9 protein-coding genes are annotated in these 14,534 nt (G+C 68.3%); 2 read left to right on the top strand and 7 right to left on the bottom strand.

What is annotated here, in order from left to right:
- Positions 1-10 precede the first annotated feature (10 nt).
- Together alaS and recA are read right to left on the bottom strand one after the other, a co-directional pair.
- Entirely contained in the window at positions 11-2,653 is a 2,643-nt protein-coding gene (gene alaS, locus HSX43_RS07860; protein ID WP_179379554.1) for an alanine--tRNA ligase, read from the bottom strand.
- A gap of 134 nt (positions 2,654-2,787) precedes the next feature.
- On the bottom strand, positions 2,788-3,858 hold the full coding sequence (gene recA, locus HSX43_RS07855) for a recombinase RecA (RefSeq protein WP_179379553.1): 1,071 nt from the start codon (positions 3,856-3,858) through the stop codon (positions 2,788-2,790).
- Between the two features lie 184 nt (positions 3,859-4,042).
- On the opposite strand from recA, the gene HSX43_RS07850 reads away from it, so the two are divergent.
- The gene (locus HSX43_RS07850; RefSeq protein ID WP_179379552.1) at positions 4,043-4,627 is read left to right on the top strand and encodes a gamma-glutamyl kinase; all 585 of its coding nucleotides are present in this window, start codon (positions 4,043-4,045) and stop codon (positions 4,625-4,627) included.
- A gap of 6 nt (positions 4,628-4,633) precedes the next feature.
- On the opposite strand, the gene HSX43_RS19605 is transcribed toward HSX43_RS07850, so the two are convergent.
- The 4 genes from HSX43_RS19605 to HSX43_RS07830 form a co-directional block, all read right to left on the bottom strand.
- Positions 4,634-7,474 carry an ATP-binding protein gene (locus HSX43_RS19605; RefSeq protein ID WP_235962560.1) on the bottom strand — a complete coding sequence of 947 codons (2,841 nt, stop codon included), beginning with the start codon at positions 7,472-7,474 and terminating at the stop codon, positions 4,634-4,636.
- 112 nt (positions 7,475-7,586) lie between these two features.
- Positions 7,587-8,765, bottom strand: coding sequence for an RsmB/NOP family class I SAM-dependent RNA methyltransferase (locus HSX43_RS07840; RefSeq protein ID WP_179379551.1), 1,179 nt, complete (start codon positions 8,763-8,765; stop codon positions 7,587-7,589).
- 18 nt (positions 8,766-8,783) lie between these two features.
- Entirely contained in the window at positions 8,784-10,229 is a 1,446-nt protein-coding gene (gene guaB, locus HSX43_RS07835; RefSeq protein WP_179379550.1) for an IMP dehydrogenase, read from the bottom strand.
- A 179-nt stretch (positions 10,230-10,408) separates the two neighbouring features.
- Positions 10,409-11,251 carry a universal stress protein gene (locus HSX43_RS07830; protein WP_179379549.1) on the bottom strand — a complete coding sequence of 281 codons (843 nt, stop codon included), beginning with the start codon at positions 11,249-11,251 and terminating at the stop codon, positions 10,409-10,411.
- 147 nt (positions 11,252-11,398) lie between these two features.
- Here HSX43_RS07830 and thrS point away from each other — a divergent pair, with 147 nt between their 5' ends.
- Complete coding sequence (thrS, locus tag HSX43_RS07825; RefSeq protein ID WP_179379548.1) at positions 11,399-13,345, top strand: threonine--tRNA ligase; 1,947 nt, start codon at positions 11,399-11,401, stop codon at positions 13,343-13,345.
- 320 nt (positions 13,346-13,665) lie between these two features.
- Here the strand turns inward: thrS and HSX43_RS07820 are convergent, their stop codons facing one another.
- The gene (locus tag HSX43_RS07820) at positions 13,666-14,337 is read right to left on the bottom strand and encodes an SOS response-associated peptidase (protein WP_179379547.1); all 672 of its coding nucleotides are present in this window, start codon (positions 14,335-14,337) and stop codon (positions 13,666-13,668) included.
- Positions 14,338-14,534: the final 197 nt, after the last annotated feature.

The following is a 14,534-nucleotide window of genomic DNA, read 5'->3' as shown; positions in this document are numbered from 1 at the left end:
GATTGGGCGCTCAGGCCGCCGCAATCACGGCCTTCGCTGCATCCAGCGCCGCATCGGCCTGCGCGATGTCCGCACCGCCACCCTGCGCCATTTCCGGCCGACCGCCGCCGCCACGCCCGCCGAGCGCTTCGACCGCCGCCTTGACGAGGTCGACCGCCGACACACGCTCGCTCAGATCCTTGGTGACCCCCGCCGCCACCGCGGGCTTCGCACCCGTGTCGGCGACGAAGACGATCACGCCCGAGCCGAGCGTTGCCTTCTGCGCATCGATCATCGGCCCGAGGTCCTTCCCGGAAACGCCGGAAATCACCTGAAGAACGACCTGCATCCCGTTGATATCCTGCGCTTCCGCGCCCGCACCTATGGCAAGCTCACGGCGCAGCCCCGCGATCTCGGCCTGCATCTTCTTGCGCTCGTCCAGAAGGACCTTCACCCGATCCGTCACCTCGTCGGCCTGCGCCTTGAAGAGGTTGGCGAGTTCCGCGACCCGATGGTCCTGCGCGCGCAGGTAGTCCATCGCCGCCTGCCCCGTCAGTGCCTCGATCCGACGCACGCCCGATGAAATGGCCGCGTCGCCGAGCGTGACGAAGGCCCCGATCTCGCCCAGACGGCTCACGTGGGTCCCGCCGCAAAGCTCGATGGAATAGGTTTGGCCGTCGGTCCCCTTGCCGGAGCCCTGCGCCTGCCCCATCGACACGACACGCACCTCATCGCCGTACTTCTCGCCAAAGAGCGCCTGCGCGCCCAGGTCACGCGCATCGTCCGGGGCCATGATCCGGGTCGAAACCGCGCCGTTCATGCGGATGTGCCTGTTCACCTCCGCTTCCACGGCCGAAAGCTGATCGAGGTTCAGCGCCTCGCCGTGACTGAAATCGAACCGCAACCGGTCAGGCGCATTGAGCGACCCGCGCTGGACGACATGATCGCCAAGCGCACCGCGCAGGGCCTCGTTCAAGAGGTGCGTCGCCGAGTGGTTCGCGCGGATCGTCTGTCGTCGCGCCTCATCCACGACGAGTTGCGCAGCCTGCCCGACCTGCAGGTTGCCCTCTTCGACCTCGGCGATATGCAGGAAGACATCGGCCACCTTCCGCGTGTCGGTGACGCGCGCGCGCCCGGTCTCGGTGACGATCATCCCCGTGTCGCCGACCTGACCCCCGGCCTCGGCATAGAACGGCGTCTGGTTGACGACGACCGTGACCTTGCCCGTGGCATCACCGGTCGCGGCCCCGTCGACGACGAGCGCATTGATCTGACCCTCCGCACCGCAGCTGTCGTAGCCAAGGAATTCCGTCGTTCCATGCTCTTCGGCCAGGTCGAACCAGATCGCGGCATCCGCCTGCTCGCCGGAGCCGGCCCAGGCGGCCCGCGCGCGCGCCTTCTGCTCGGCCATCGCCGCGTCGAAGCCGTCGGTGTCGACGCCCAGCCCCTTCTCGCGCAGCGCATCCTGCGTCAGGTCGAGCGGAAACCCGTAGGTGTCGTAGAGCTTGAAGGCCGTCTCGCCGCCGAGCGTGCCACCGTCGGGCAGCCTGCCGACTTCATCCTCGAGCAGCCGGAGCCCGCGGTCGAGCGTCGTGCGGAACCGCTCCTCCTCGCCGCGCAGCGTCTCCTCCACGAGCGCCTGTGCCCGGCCGAGCTCCGGATAGTGCTGCCCCATCTGCGCCACGAGCGCGGGGACGAGCCGATGCATAAGCGGGTCCTTCGCTCCCGCCTGGTGCGCATGGCGCATCGCGCGGCGCATGATCCGGCGCAGCACGTACCCCCGCCCTTCGTTCGAGGGCATAACCCCATCGGCGATCAGGAAGGACGTCGAGCGCAGGTGATCGGCGATCACCCGATGATGCACGTTCTGCGGCCCGTCCGGGTCGGTCGAGGTCGCGTTCGCCGAGGCCTCGATCAGCGCGCGCATGAGGTCGGTGTCGTAATTGTCGTGCTTGCCCTGCAGGAGCGCGCCGATCCGCTCGAGCCCCATGCCCGTGTCGATCGACTGCTGATCGAGCGGCCGCATCGAGCCGTCCTCCAACTGCTCGTTCTGCATGAAGACGATGTTCCAGATCTCGATAAAGCGATCGCCGTCCTCGTCTGGGCTGCCCGGAGGACCACCGGGGATGTGATCGCCATGGTCGTAGAAGATTTCGGTGCACGGCCCGCAGGGGCCGGTCGGACCCATGCGCCAGAAGTTGTCGTCCGAGGCGATGCGGATGATCCGTTCGTCGGGCAGGCCGGCGACCTTCTTCCAGATCGCCGCGGCCTCGTCGTCGGTGTGGTAGACGGTGACGAGAAGGCGGTTCGGGTCGATACCGAAATGCTTGGTCAGAAGTTCCCAGGCGAAGGGGATCGCTTCGGCCTTGAAGTAGTCGCCGAAGCTGAAATTGCCCAGCATCTCGAAAAACGTATGGTGGCGCGCGGTATAGCCGACGTTGTCGAGGTCGTTGTGCTTGCCGCCGGCCCGCACGCATTTCTGGCTGGTGGTCGCGCGGACGTAGTCACGCGTCTCGACACCGGTGAAGACATTCTTGAACTGTACCATGCCCGAGTTGACGAACATCAGCGTCGGGTCGTTGCGCGGCACGAGCGGAGAGCTGTCGACGGCCGCGTGCCCGTTGCGAGCGAAGTAGTCGAGGAAAGTGCTTCGGATGTCGTTCAAACTGGCCATGATGGTCCTCTTCGCGGGCGTCTTTCCGTCCTAGCCGCGCGCCCCGGTGGCGACAAGCCGATCCCGGGGTCTCCAAAATGAAAAGGCCGCCCCACGCGGGCGGCCTTTCCGGTCTGCCGATCTGTCATCGATGCCTATTCTTCCAGAAAGGCGTCGTCGTCGGCCTCCGCGCCATCGAAATCGAGACCGTGGGCCGCGCGGATCTTGTCCTCGATTTCATGTGCCACGGCCGCGTTGTCCTTCAGGAACTGCTTGGAATTCTCCCGCCCCTGGCCGATGCGCTCATCGCCGTAGCTGTACCAAGCCCCCGACTTCTCGACCACGCCGGCCTTGACGCCGAGGTCCAGAAGCTCGCCCATCTTGGAGATGCCCTCGCCGTAGACGATGTCGAATTCGACGGTCTTGAAGGGCGGCGCGACCTTGTTCTTGACGACCTTCACCTTGGTCAGGTTGCCGACCACCTCGTCGCGGTCCTTGACCGAGCCGATGCGGCGGATGTCGAGGCGCACGGAGGCGTAGAACTTCAGCGCGTTGCCGCCCGTCGTCGTCTCGGGCGAGCCGAACATCACGCCAATCTTCATGCGGATCTGGTTGATGAAGATCACCATGCAGTTCGAGCGCGCGATCGAGCTCGTCAACTTGCGCATGGCCTGGCTCATCAGGCGGGCGTGGACGCCGACGGCACTGTCGCCCATGTCACCCTCGAGCTCGGACTTGGGCGTCAGGGCCGCGACCGAATCGACGACGACCATGCTCACCGCACCCGAGCGCACGAGCGTGTCGACGATTTCGAGCGCCTGCTCCCCTGTGTCGGGTTGCGAGATGAGAAGCTCGTCGAGGTTCACGCCGAGCTTGCGAGCGTATTGCGGGTCGAGCGCGTGCTCCGCGTCGACGAAGGCGCAGACACCGCCCTTCTTCTGCTCCTCGGCGACGGTGTGCAGCGTCAGCGTCGTCTTGCCCGAGGATTCGGGACCGTAGATCTCGACGATACGCCCCTTCGGCAGGCCACCGATGCCGAGTGCGATGTCGAGCCCGAGGGAGCCCGTCGACGTCGCCTCGATGTCGGGCATCTGGTTCTCGCCACCGAGCTTCATGATCGAGCCCTTGCCGAATTGCCGCTCGATCTGCGCAAGCGCGCTGTCGAGGGCCTTCTGCTTGTCCGCACTGCGTTTGTCAGCCATGTCGAGTAGGTTCGCCGTTGCCATGAGTTTCGACCTTCTTGCATGCTGCCGCCTGCGCGGCAATCGGGTTGTTGTTCACGCCTTGTTCCTGTTCGTCAGATATGGAACGAAAATAGAACAAAGGCAAGCCCTATGGACTTGGAGCACTCTTGATGGAAGGTGCTTAAGAAATCGTAAGGCCCGCGACACGAAAAGGTTTGCGCGAGATATGCTGATCTTCTGGAAGGCCCGGCTGGTCGTTTTCGCCGTTCCCAAGACGGGCACGACCGCGCTGGAGGAGGCGCTGGCCCCGGTCGCGGATGCCGCGATCGTCAATCCACCGGGGCTCAAACACTGTACGGTTCGCAAGTATCGGCGGGAGCTTGCGCCCTTCTTCGAGCAGAAGGGCCGCCGGCCGCTCGAAACGCTGGCCGTCATGCGCGAGCCGGTCGACTGGCTCGGCAGCTGGTTTCGCTACCGCGCGCGTCCGGGGCTCGATGGCCAGCCGAATTCGACCGCCGGGATGAGCTTCGACGCCTTCGTGGAGGCCTATCTCTCCGAGGATCCGCCCCCCTTCGCCCGCGTCGGATCGCAGGCGACCTTCCTGGAAGGCGGGGTCGATCATCTCTTCCGCCACGATGACCAGCCACGCCTCATCCGGTTCCTAGAGGATCGGCTAGAACGCGAGATCCAGCTCGGGCGGGCCAACGTCTCCCCCGAGGGTGCGACCGACCTGTCGCCGGCTCTCGCGGCACGGCTTCGCACGGACCGGGCGGCCGACTTCGCCCTCTGGGAAAGCCTGCAGGGCGCTTGAGACCCGTCAGTCCAGGGCGCGCTCCACCGTGCGCGTGAGGTCCGAGAGCGAGAACGGCTTCGGCAGGAAGACGGAGTTCGGCACCGGCACACTCGTCTCGGAGAGCGCATCCTGCGTGTAGCCCGACATGAAGATCGTGCGAACATCGGGGCGCGCCTTCATCGCCTCGCGCACCCAGCTCGGCCCGTCGAGCCCGGGCATCATCACGTCGGTCACGAAGAGATCGACGTTGAGTTCCCGATCCTCGAGCTGCGCGAGCGCGGCCTCGGCGTTCTCGGCCTCGCGAACGTCGTAGCCCCGCAGTCGCAGCGCACGGGAGGCGAAGGCCCTGACCGGAGCCTCGTCCTCGACGAGGAGGACGACGCGGCGATCCGAGGGATTATCCGCGTCTTCGGTCGCATCCGGCTCCGGATCCACCTCGACAATCTCGGGCTGGGTCTCCTGCACGAGCGCTGCGATCGCGTCGTCATCGACCGCTGGAGCCTCCCCGGTGACCGGATCGGACGGCGCGCTCGACCTCGACGCATCCGCGTCCGTCTCCAGCAGTCCGTCGAGCATCTCGCGGACGGGGGCCTCCAGAGGCTCGGCCACGCTCTCGTCGCGCTTCGCCGGAGGGTCCGCGGCGCAAAGGGAGCCTGGTTCCCGCGCCTCCGGTTCGATGTCGGGCGGTGCCTCCGTCGCTCCGGCCCCGGCCTCGGACGAACCGGATGCCTGGGCATCGTCCGAAACGGACAGCCCGGCCTCGGCTATCGTGCGGGCGCGGTCCATCACGTCCTTGCCCGTCGTCAGCGGATCGTCCGCGTCATCCTGCCCTCCATCCGGGGACATCTCCGCGGGCGGCGCGTCGCTCTCCGCCCGGGCCAGCAGCGGCGGCACATCGTCGACCGTCAGCCGTCGGGCGTCATCCTCGGGGGCCCCGGGCAGAAGCGGCAGGGTCGCACCGTCGCCGGCCGGGCGCAGCGCCTCGTCCGGGCCGACGGCCGCGATGCTCTCCTCCCCACCTGAAAGCGCGGGGAAATAGAGGCTGAAGCACGTACCTTCGCCGATCGCGCTGTCGGCGAAGATGTAGCCGCCGGACTGCTTTACGATACCGTAGGCCATCGAAAGCCCGAGGCCCGTCCCCTCTCCGGGCCGTTTCGTGGTGAAGAACGGCTCGAAGATCCGGGTCAGATTGTCGGCCGGGATGCCCTCGCCCCCGTCCTTGACGCTGATGACGACGTATTGCCCGCTCGGTACCGACACGCGGTCGCGCGTCATCTGGCGGTCGAGGTAGCGACATTCGGTCGAAATCAGGATCTCGCCACCCGCAGGCATCGCGTCGCGGGCGTTCACCACGAGATTCATGATCACCTGCTCGAGTTGCCGACGGTCGCCCCGGATCGGGATGAGCGCCGGATCATGCTCGAGCCGAAGGGTCACCCGGTCGCCCACGAGCCGGTTCAGGAGATGCGCGAGATCGCCCAGGGCGTCGCGCAGGTCGATCGGTCGCATCTTGAGCGTCTGCTTGCGCGAGAAGGCCAGCAGTTGCCCGACGAGCGCGGCGGCCCGGTTGGCGTTCTGGGTGATCTGCGTCAGGTCGGCGTGATCCTCGTCGCCCTCCCCGTGGCGCAGCATCAGCAGGTCGCAATGGCCCGAGATCGCGGTGAGCAGGTTGTTGAAATCATGGGCCACGCCGCCCGCGAGCTGGCCGATGGCCTGCATCTTCTGGCTCTGGACGAACTGCGCCTCGAGCGTCTTGAGCTCGGTCGCATCGTGCAGCACCGCGATGAGCCCCGTCTCTCCCTCGATCAGCGGACGGCCGAGGGTGATCTGGAGATAGGTGTCGACCTCGGCCCCGGTCACGCGCACGACCTCTGCGCGGTAGAGCCCACGACCGGCGGCCGCTTCGCTCACCCATTCGCGCACGCCGCGTCCGAGCCCTTCGACGAGGGCCGCGAGCCGTTTCTCCCCGTCGTCCACCATCGCCGGCAGAAGCTCCCGTGCGAGGCGGTTGGCAAAGAGGACGGTGCCGTCCGGGTCGAGCCGCAGGAGCGCGACCGGCAGGGTGTCGAGCGCGACCAGGTCCTCGTGCGTCTCCTCCACCGGAAGCACGAAGACCTCCTGTCGTCCGTTCACCGGCTCAGAGACGACCACGCGGACCGTCTGCGCCCCGTCCTTCGTCAGAAGCCGATTGAGCCCGCCGTGAACGAGCGGCAGATCCTCGAAGAGATCCCGGAGCCGCGTCACGCGACGCCCGGCCGCCGCGCGCAGAACCTCGTTCATGAAGAGGATCGTCCCCGACGGCCCGAAGGTCAGGATCGGCAGGCCGATGCCGTCGGCCGTGCGGCGCGGGCGCTCGGCCAGATCCTCGAGCCGCCAGAGGAACCCGCCCTCGATCCTGTGGACGGCGACGCGCAGGTGGCCTCGCCGCGTCACCACGTCCTCCCGCGCGGACGCCCCGCCCTCGGCCGAGAGGCGCAGGCGATGGACGACCGCATCGGGGTTGGCGAAGAGCGGCTCGAGCGCGCGGGTCATCGTGACCCCCTTCTGCACCCCGAAGCGGTCGCGCGCGGCCTGGTTCTGCGACAGGACGACCCCGTCGGCGCTGGTGCAGAAGCCCGGCGCGCTATCGTGTTCGAGGAATTCCATGATGATGCCGAGCCGCCGTGCGTCGCGCGTCGCGATCCAGCCCCCGAACAGATGGACGAGCGCGAAGGCGGCGGCGAGCGCAAGAGCCCCGGTCAGCAGGAGCCGGTCGGGCACGCCGCCGCCGATCCAGATCGCCAGGCCACCCAGGGCAAGCGCCCCCAGCAGCAGCAGGGCGGACCCGACGCGCAGCTGTCGCAGGATCTGTGCCGTCTCGCCCAAAGGCTTCCCTTTCGTCGAAGTTGTGCGGGCCCCGCATGGAATCATCCACGCTGGTATGGCGAACGGATCGTTAAGGTCGTGTTAACGAGCCTATCACATTGCGCTTTTCGCACTAGCCCCGCTTGCGCAGCACCGTCAGATGGAAGCCATCGGGGCCGTCGACCTCCGGCAGGCAGGCCCAGTTCCGCTCGGCCGAAAGGGCCGGATGACGGGTGAGGGCCGCGTCGACGCGGGCCGCGTTCTCGATCGTAAAAATCGAACAGGTCATGTAGCCGATCCAGCCGCCGGGGCGGACGAGATCCACCGCGCGGTCGAGGATCGCGTCCTGCAGGCCGGTCAACTCGTCCAGGCGCGCTTCGGTGAGCCGCCACTTGGCCTCGGGCGCGCGGCGCCAGCTGCCGCTGCCCGAACAGGGCACGTCGGCGATGACGCCGTCGAAAGGCCCCTGTGCCTCGGGATCGGCGAGGCAGGCGATCCGGACCCCGGCGCGGGCGGCGCGACGGGGCAGGTCCGCCATACGGTCGGCGGCCGCATCATGGGCAAAGACGGCGGCGTCGCTCCGCGCGGCATAGGCCAGCGCCTTGCCCCCGCCCCCGGCGCAGAGATCGAGGACGCGCCCGCCCGGTGCCTCCGGCAGATGCGCGACGAGCGCCTGCGACCCCGCATCCTGCAATTCCCAAAGGCCATCGCGGAAGGAGGGCAGGCTGGCGAGACCGCGTGGCGCGCCCTCCAGCATCAAGGCCGTTTCGACCATCGGATGGGGGTACGCTGCGATCCCCTCCTCCGTCAGGCGGGCGATGAGCCGGGCGGGCGACGTCCGGGCGAGGTTCGCACGCAGGAAAACCGGCCCGCGGGTACGCAGCGCGGCAAGCGCCGCGTCGGCGGCTGCCCCGAGATCGGAGCGCAGCCGTGCCACGATCCAGTCGGGCGCATCGAGGGCCACGACCCCGGGCATCGGCCCCTTATCGGAAAGCGGCCGGTCCAGCGGCGCGGGCGCGTGCCCCGCGCCGGTAAAGAGCCGCCCGAGATCCGCCCCCCGTTGGGCGAGGTCGCCGGCCAGAACCTGCCGCGCGTCGCCCTCGACGGGCATCCGCTCCAGCCCGCCGGTCCAGGCGGCGCTGCGCAGCCTGCGCAGGGCGTCGAAGACATGGTCCCGCACGGCGGCGCGGTCCTTCGAGCCGGCGAAGCGGCTGGCCCGCGCCCAGGTCGTCAGCGCGCGCTCGGCCGCCATGCCGCCCAGCACCCGTTCGAGCACCTCGATGGCCGCCTGAACGCGGGCTCCGGGGGTCATCGCGCACGGCCCTCCGGCTCAGGTCCGGTAGTTCGGGCTCTCGCGGGTAATCTGGACGTCATGGACATGGCTTTCCTTCAGGCCCGCCCCGGTGATCTTCACGAAACGGCAGCCCCGGCGCATCTCCTCGACGTTGGCGCATCCGGTGTAGCCCATCGCCGCGCGCAGGCCGCCCACGAGCTGGTGCACCACGGCCCCGGCGCTGCCCTTGTAGGGCACCTGCCCCTCGATCCCCTCGGGAACGAGCTTGTCGGAGGCCGCGTCCTTCTGGAAGTAGCGATCCGCCGACCCCCGGGCCATGGCCCCGAGTGAACCCATGCCACGGTAGGACTTGAACGACCGACCCTGATAGAGCACCACTTCGCCGGGGCTCTCGTCTGTGCCCGCGATCATGCTGCCGACCATCGCACAGGAGGCCCCGGCCGCGATCGCCTTGGCGAAGTCGCCCGAGAACTTGATGCCGCCGTCGGCGATGACCGGCACGTCGCCCGCGGCCTCCGCACTTTCCATGATGGCCGAGAGCTGCGGCACGCCGACGCCCGCGACGATCCGCGTCGTGCAGATCGAGCCGGGCCCGATGCCGACCTTGACCGCATCCGCCCCCGCACCGATGAGCGCGCGCGTTCCCTCGGCCGTCGCCACGTTGCCCGCCACGACCTGGACGTCGTTCGAAAGCCGCTTGATGCGATCGACGGCCAGGCCAACACCCTCGGAGTGCCCATGGGCCGTGTCGACCACGATCAGGTCGCACCCCGCGTCGATCAGCGCCTCCGACCGCTCGAACCCCGCATCGCCCACGGTCGTCGCCGCCGCCACGCGCAACCGGCCCAGGTGGTCCTTGCAGGCCTGCGGGTTCAGCACCGCCTGCTCGATGTCCTTGATCGTCAGCAGACCCGTCAGATGCCCCTTGTCGTTGACCACGAGGAGCTTCTCGATGCGCCGGGCGTGCATCATCGACTTCGCTTCGCCGAGGTCGACGGGCTCGCGCAGCATGGCGAGACTGTCGGACGTCATCATCGTCGCCACCGGCGTCGCGTCGTCGCTCGCGAAGCGCATGTCGCGGTTCGTCACGATCCCGAGCACACGGCCGCTGTCGTCCACGACCGGAAAGCCGGTGATGCGGTAGCGGTCCTGCAGGGCCTTGGCGTCGGCCAGCGTCTGATCTGGGCGGAGCGTGATCGGATTGTAGACCACACCGCTCTCGAACCGCTTGACCCGGCGCACTTCCTTCTGTTGCGCGTCGAGGTCGAGGTTGCGGTGGATGACCCCCATGCCGCCCGCCTGTGCCATGGCGATGGCCATGCGCGCCTCGGTCACGGTGTCCATGGCCGACGACAGGAGCGGGATGTTCAGCGCGATGGATTTCGTCACCCGGGTCCGCGTGTCCGCCGTCGCCGGCAGGACCTGGCTCTCCGCCGGAACCAGCAGCACGTCGTCAAAGGTGAGGGCCTCGCGAATCTCCATGGGAGCACTCCTGCGCAGGGGTTCGGTTGGCGGTTTCCTATTTCACGCGTCCGGCGAAATGGAAACCCCCCGAAACACCCGGCAGAGACGTCGGCGGGTCGCTCCCCGTGGCCCCGGGGAGCGACCCGCGCTCGGTGTCGCACGACGGCCGTGCGCCCCACCGAGGCCCGGCCCTGCGTTCAGTCCCCGCGCAGGGCCGGCGTGGCGATCAGCACGTCGCAGGGCGCCTCGAGCGCCATGGCCTCCGCGGTATCGCCGAGGAAGAACCGGGCAAGGCCCGACCGCGCGTGCCGGCCAAGCGCCAGCAGATCGATGTCGGGCCGCTCCGCCGCCTGCAGCAGCGCGGCCTCCGGCCCGCCGGTCACGCGATCCGCGCTCACCTCCATTCCGCCGGGCTCGAGCGTGCCGACGACCTCCGCGAGACGTCGGTCGATACTGTCCTGCTCCGCACGGGTCACGGCCTCGATACCCCGCAGCGACCGGGCCCCGACCATCGTGTCCTGCCACGCATGCACGAGCCGCAGACGCGCATCCGGCGCAAGGCGGCGCGCGAGGTCCGTCGCCGTAGCCGCGGCGGGCGAAAAGTCGTAGCCCACGACCACGGTGCCGTAGCTCACCGGCTCACCCACCGCGATCAGGACGGGCACCTCGACCGCGCGCAGCACGCGGCAAAGGCTCGGGACGCCGACGAGGTCGCGCAGACCGCGGCTCCGATGCGTGCCGAGAACGAGGAGGCCCACGTCCCGCTCGGCGGTCGCACTCGCGATCACGCGCGGCGGGTGGCCGGCCTCGACGTCGATCCTGGGATCGAGCGCGGCGAGCACTTCGGATCCCTTGACCATGGACCGGATCGTGGCTTCCGCCTCCTCGCAACGCCGGCGCAGAAAGCTGGCCGGGATCTCGTCGTCGATCACATGCAGGATGTGCAGCTCCGCGCCCAGGCCCCGGGCCAGATCGGCGGCGCGCTGCACCGCGCGATCGGAGCGGGCGCTGAGGTCGGTGGCAACAAGGATGGGGGTCATGGCGTCGTCCTTTCTCGTCTGTCGTTGGCGGCACACTCGCGGTGGGGCCGCCGCAACGCCTTGACCTGCATCAACGGTCCCGCCAAAAGGCGCGGCACCAGACCCGCAACCGGGCGTGCCGTAGGCGCCAAACGACGGAGGACCACGATGTCCCAGATCACCCTCACCTTCCCCGATGGCCGCGCGGCCGACTACCCGGTCGGCGTCACGCCGGCGGAGATCGCCGAAGGCATCTCCAAGTCGCTTTCGAAGAAGGCGATCTCCGCCACGGTGAACGACGCCCACTGGGATCTGGCCTGGCCCATCGAGCAGGACGCCTCCATCGCGATCAACACCATGCAGGACGAGGAACCGGCGCTCGAGCTGATCCGCCATGACCTCGCCCACGTCATGGCCCGCGCCGTCCAGACGATCTGGCCCGACGTCAAGGTCACCATCGGCCCCGTTCGCGATTTCGGCTGGTTCTACGATTTCGACCGGGAGGAGCCCTTCACGCCCGAAGACCTCGGCACCATCGAAGCGGAGATGAAGCGCATCATCGCCGCCCGCGACCCCGTGCGCACCGAGGTCTGGCCGCGCGACAGGGCCCGCGCGCATTACGAGGCGACGGAGGAGCCCTACAAGGTGGAGCTTCTCGACCGCATTCCGGGCGACGAGCCGATCCGCATGTACTGGCACGGCGACTGGCAGGATCTCTGCCGCGGCCCGCACCTTCAGCATACCGGCCAGATCCCGGCCGATGCCTTCAAGCTGACGCGGGTCTCCTCGGCCTACTGGCTGGGCGACAACACGCGCCCGCAGTTGCAGCGCATCTACGGCATCGCCTTCCGCAACCGCGACGACCTGAGGGCGCATCTGAAGTTCCTGGAGGAAGCCGAGGCCCGCGACCACCGTCGCCTCGGCCGCGAGATGGATCTCTACCACATGCAGGAAGAGGCCCCGGGCCAGGTCTTCTGGCACCCGAACGGCTGGACGATCTACACCACGCTCCAGGACTTCGTGCGCCGCAAGCAGCGCGCCGGCGGCTACGTGGAGGTGAACACGCCCCAGGTCGTCGACCGCAAGCTCTGGGTCGAGAGCGGGCACTGGGAGAAGTATCAGGAGAACATGTTCATCGTCGAAGTGGACGAGGAGCACGCGCGCGAGAAGGCCGTGAACGCGCTCAAGCCCATGAACTGCCCCTGTCACGTCCAGATCTTCAACCAGGGCCTGAAATCCTACCGCGACCTGCCGCTCAGGATGGCCGAATTCGGCTCCTGCGCGCGCTACGAGCCTTCGGGCGCGCTCCACGGCATCATGCGCGTCCGCGGCTTCACGCAGGACGACGGGCATATCTTCTGCCGCGAAGACCAGATCGGGTCGGAGACGAGTACCTACATCGACTTCCTCTCCTCGATCTACCGCGACCTGGGGTTCGAAAATTTTAAGGTAAAGTTTTCCACCCGCCCCGAGGTCCGCGCGGGCTCCGACGCGGTCTGGGACAAGGCCGAGACCGCGCTCCTCGACGCCACCCGCGCCGCAGGGATCGAACCCGAGGTCAACCCGGGCGAAGGCGCGTTCTACGGCCCGAAGCTCGAATTCGTCCTGACCGACGCCATCGGACGCGACTGGCAATGCGGGACGCATCAGGTCGACTTCGTGCTGCCCGAACGCCTGGACGCGAGCTATATCGGCGAGGACGGGGACCGGCATCGCCCCGTGATGCTGCACCGCGCGACCCTCGGCTCCTTCGAGCGCTTCATCGGCATCCTGATCGAGGAGCACGCCGGCCGCCTGCCCTTCTGGCTGGCCCCGCGACAGGTCGTGGTGGCCTCCATCGTCTCCGAGGCGGACAACTACGTGCGCGAGGTCGTGGAGGCCCTGACGGCGGCCGGGGTGCGCGTCGAGGCCGACATCCGGAACGAGAAGATCAACTACAAGGTCCGCGAGCATTCGCTTTCCAAGGTGCCCGTCATCCTCGCCATCGGACGCAAGGAGGTCGAGGATCGCACCGTCACCCTGCGCCGGCTGGGGGACAAGGCGACACAGGTGCTGACGCTCGACACGGTGACCGACGGCCTCGGGGCGGAGGCGACTCCGCCGGATCTTCGGTGATCTCGGTCCAGGTTTTGCAATTCTGGCAATAAGTTAGGCCGCAGCTCCCGGCACCCGGCGAGGCCGGGAGCGATTGTTCGGCCCCGCGAAACAATGCGGGGGAAACCTCGAATTGTCCCGAGATCACCCGAAGTCCGCCTCATTCGCGACACATTTGGCGACCATGCAGGAGGGTGACGATGATCCGGCGCGGGGTCGATCAATCCTCCCCCCTTTGCGATCCCCCGGGCTCGATCTTCGTCTCTCTCTCCCTGAAGACCGGCCGGTCTGTACATATCGTACAGACCGCGCCACCTTCGTTCGACGTTTTGTACAAACCGTCAGACGTCCCCCGCATCGGTCAGTGGCGCGATCAGCTCCGGTCCCTCGGACCGGTTCGAATTGACAGCGCGCGAGACGCGGTGGCGCGCGATCCGCCCCTCCGGGGCCGCGCGCATCAGAACGGCCGCCCCCTGCCCCGCCTCTCCGAGCCAGAGCGCCCGGTCGGCAGGCGCGAGCGTCACCGGTTCGCGGTGGTGAACCTCGGCCATCGTCGGACCGGCGGCGCAGCTGACGATCGCGCAGGTCCGAAGCCCGTCCGGCCCCCAAGGCTGCCAGATGCCCGCGAAGACGAGCGGCGCGCCCGAGGGGTCGTAAAAATACCACGGCAGACGCGTGCCGTCGGCGGCCTTCGTCCATTCGTAGAAGCCGGTCGCAGGGATGATGCAGCGGCGCTGCCGGCAAGCGTCGCGGAAGGCGGGCTTCGTCGCGATCGTCTCGGCCCGCGCGTTGATGAGGAGCGGCCCCGCCGTCGGGCTGTCATACCAATGCGGCAGGAAGCCCCACCGCATCGGCAGAAGCCGCCGCCGTCCACCGAAGGTTGCGACGACCGGGATCTGCATGGTCGGACAGACGTTCCAGCGCGGCCCCTCGGGCAGGTCGTTCGCGGGCTCGGCCTCGAAGAGATCGACCATGGCGTCGGGAGGAAGGGTCTGGGCGTAGCGTCCGCACATGGACGGACCGTAGGTGGTTTTCCGTGGGGGGTGAAGCCGCGTGCACCTGGGCTGGCAGACCGTCGGGTCAGGCACGACGATGACGGGAAGGCCAGCACGGCCTGCGTTGTCCGTCGACCGCCCCGGCTGCCGCGCTGCGGACTTCATGGCCGGCCTCGACCCGGCAATCTCGTGCCATACGGCGACGCGAACGGATG

Origin of the sequence: Jannaschia marina (assembly GCF_013404595.1) — a bacterium.
GTDB lineage: Bacteria > Pseudomonadota > Alphaproteobacteria > Rhodobacterales > Rhodobacteraceae > Jannaschia > Jannaschia marina.
This window is presented reverse-complemented; position numbering and strand designations above follow the sequence as displayed.

Coding starts and splice junctions, on each gene's coding strand:
- HSX43_RS07820 (WP_179379547.1), bottom strand. CDS start 14,337: ATGTGCGGACGCTACGCCCAGACCCTTCCTCCCGACGCCATGGTCGAT.
- HSX43_RS07830 (WP_179379549.1), bottom strand. CDS start 11,251: ATGACCCCCATCCTTGTTGCCACCGACCTCAGCGCCCGCTCCGATCGC.
- thrS (WP_179379548.1), top strand. CDS start 11,399: ATGTCCCAGATCACCCTCACCTTCCCCGATGGCCGCGCGGCCGACTAC.
- HSX43_RS07840 (WP_179379551.1), bottom strand. CDS start 8,765: ATGACCCCCGGAGCCCGCGTTCAGGCGGCCATCGAGGTGCTCGAACGG.
- HSX43_RS07850 (WP_179379552.1), top strand. CDS start 4,043: ATGCTGATCTTCTGGAAGGCCCGGCTGGTCGTTTTCGCCGTTCCCAAG.
- guaB (WP_179379550.1), bottom strand. CDS start 10,229: ATGGAGATTCGCGAGGCCCTCACCTTTGACGACGTGCTGCTGGTTCCG.
- alaS (WP_179379554.1), bottom strand. CDS start 2,653: ATGGCCAGTTTGAACGACATCCGAAGCACTTTCCTCGACTACTTCGCT.
- recA (WP_179379553.1), bottom strand. CDS start 3,858: ATGGCAACGGCGAACCTACTCGACATGGCTGACAAACGCAGTGCGGAC.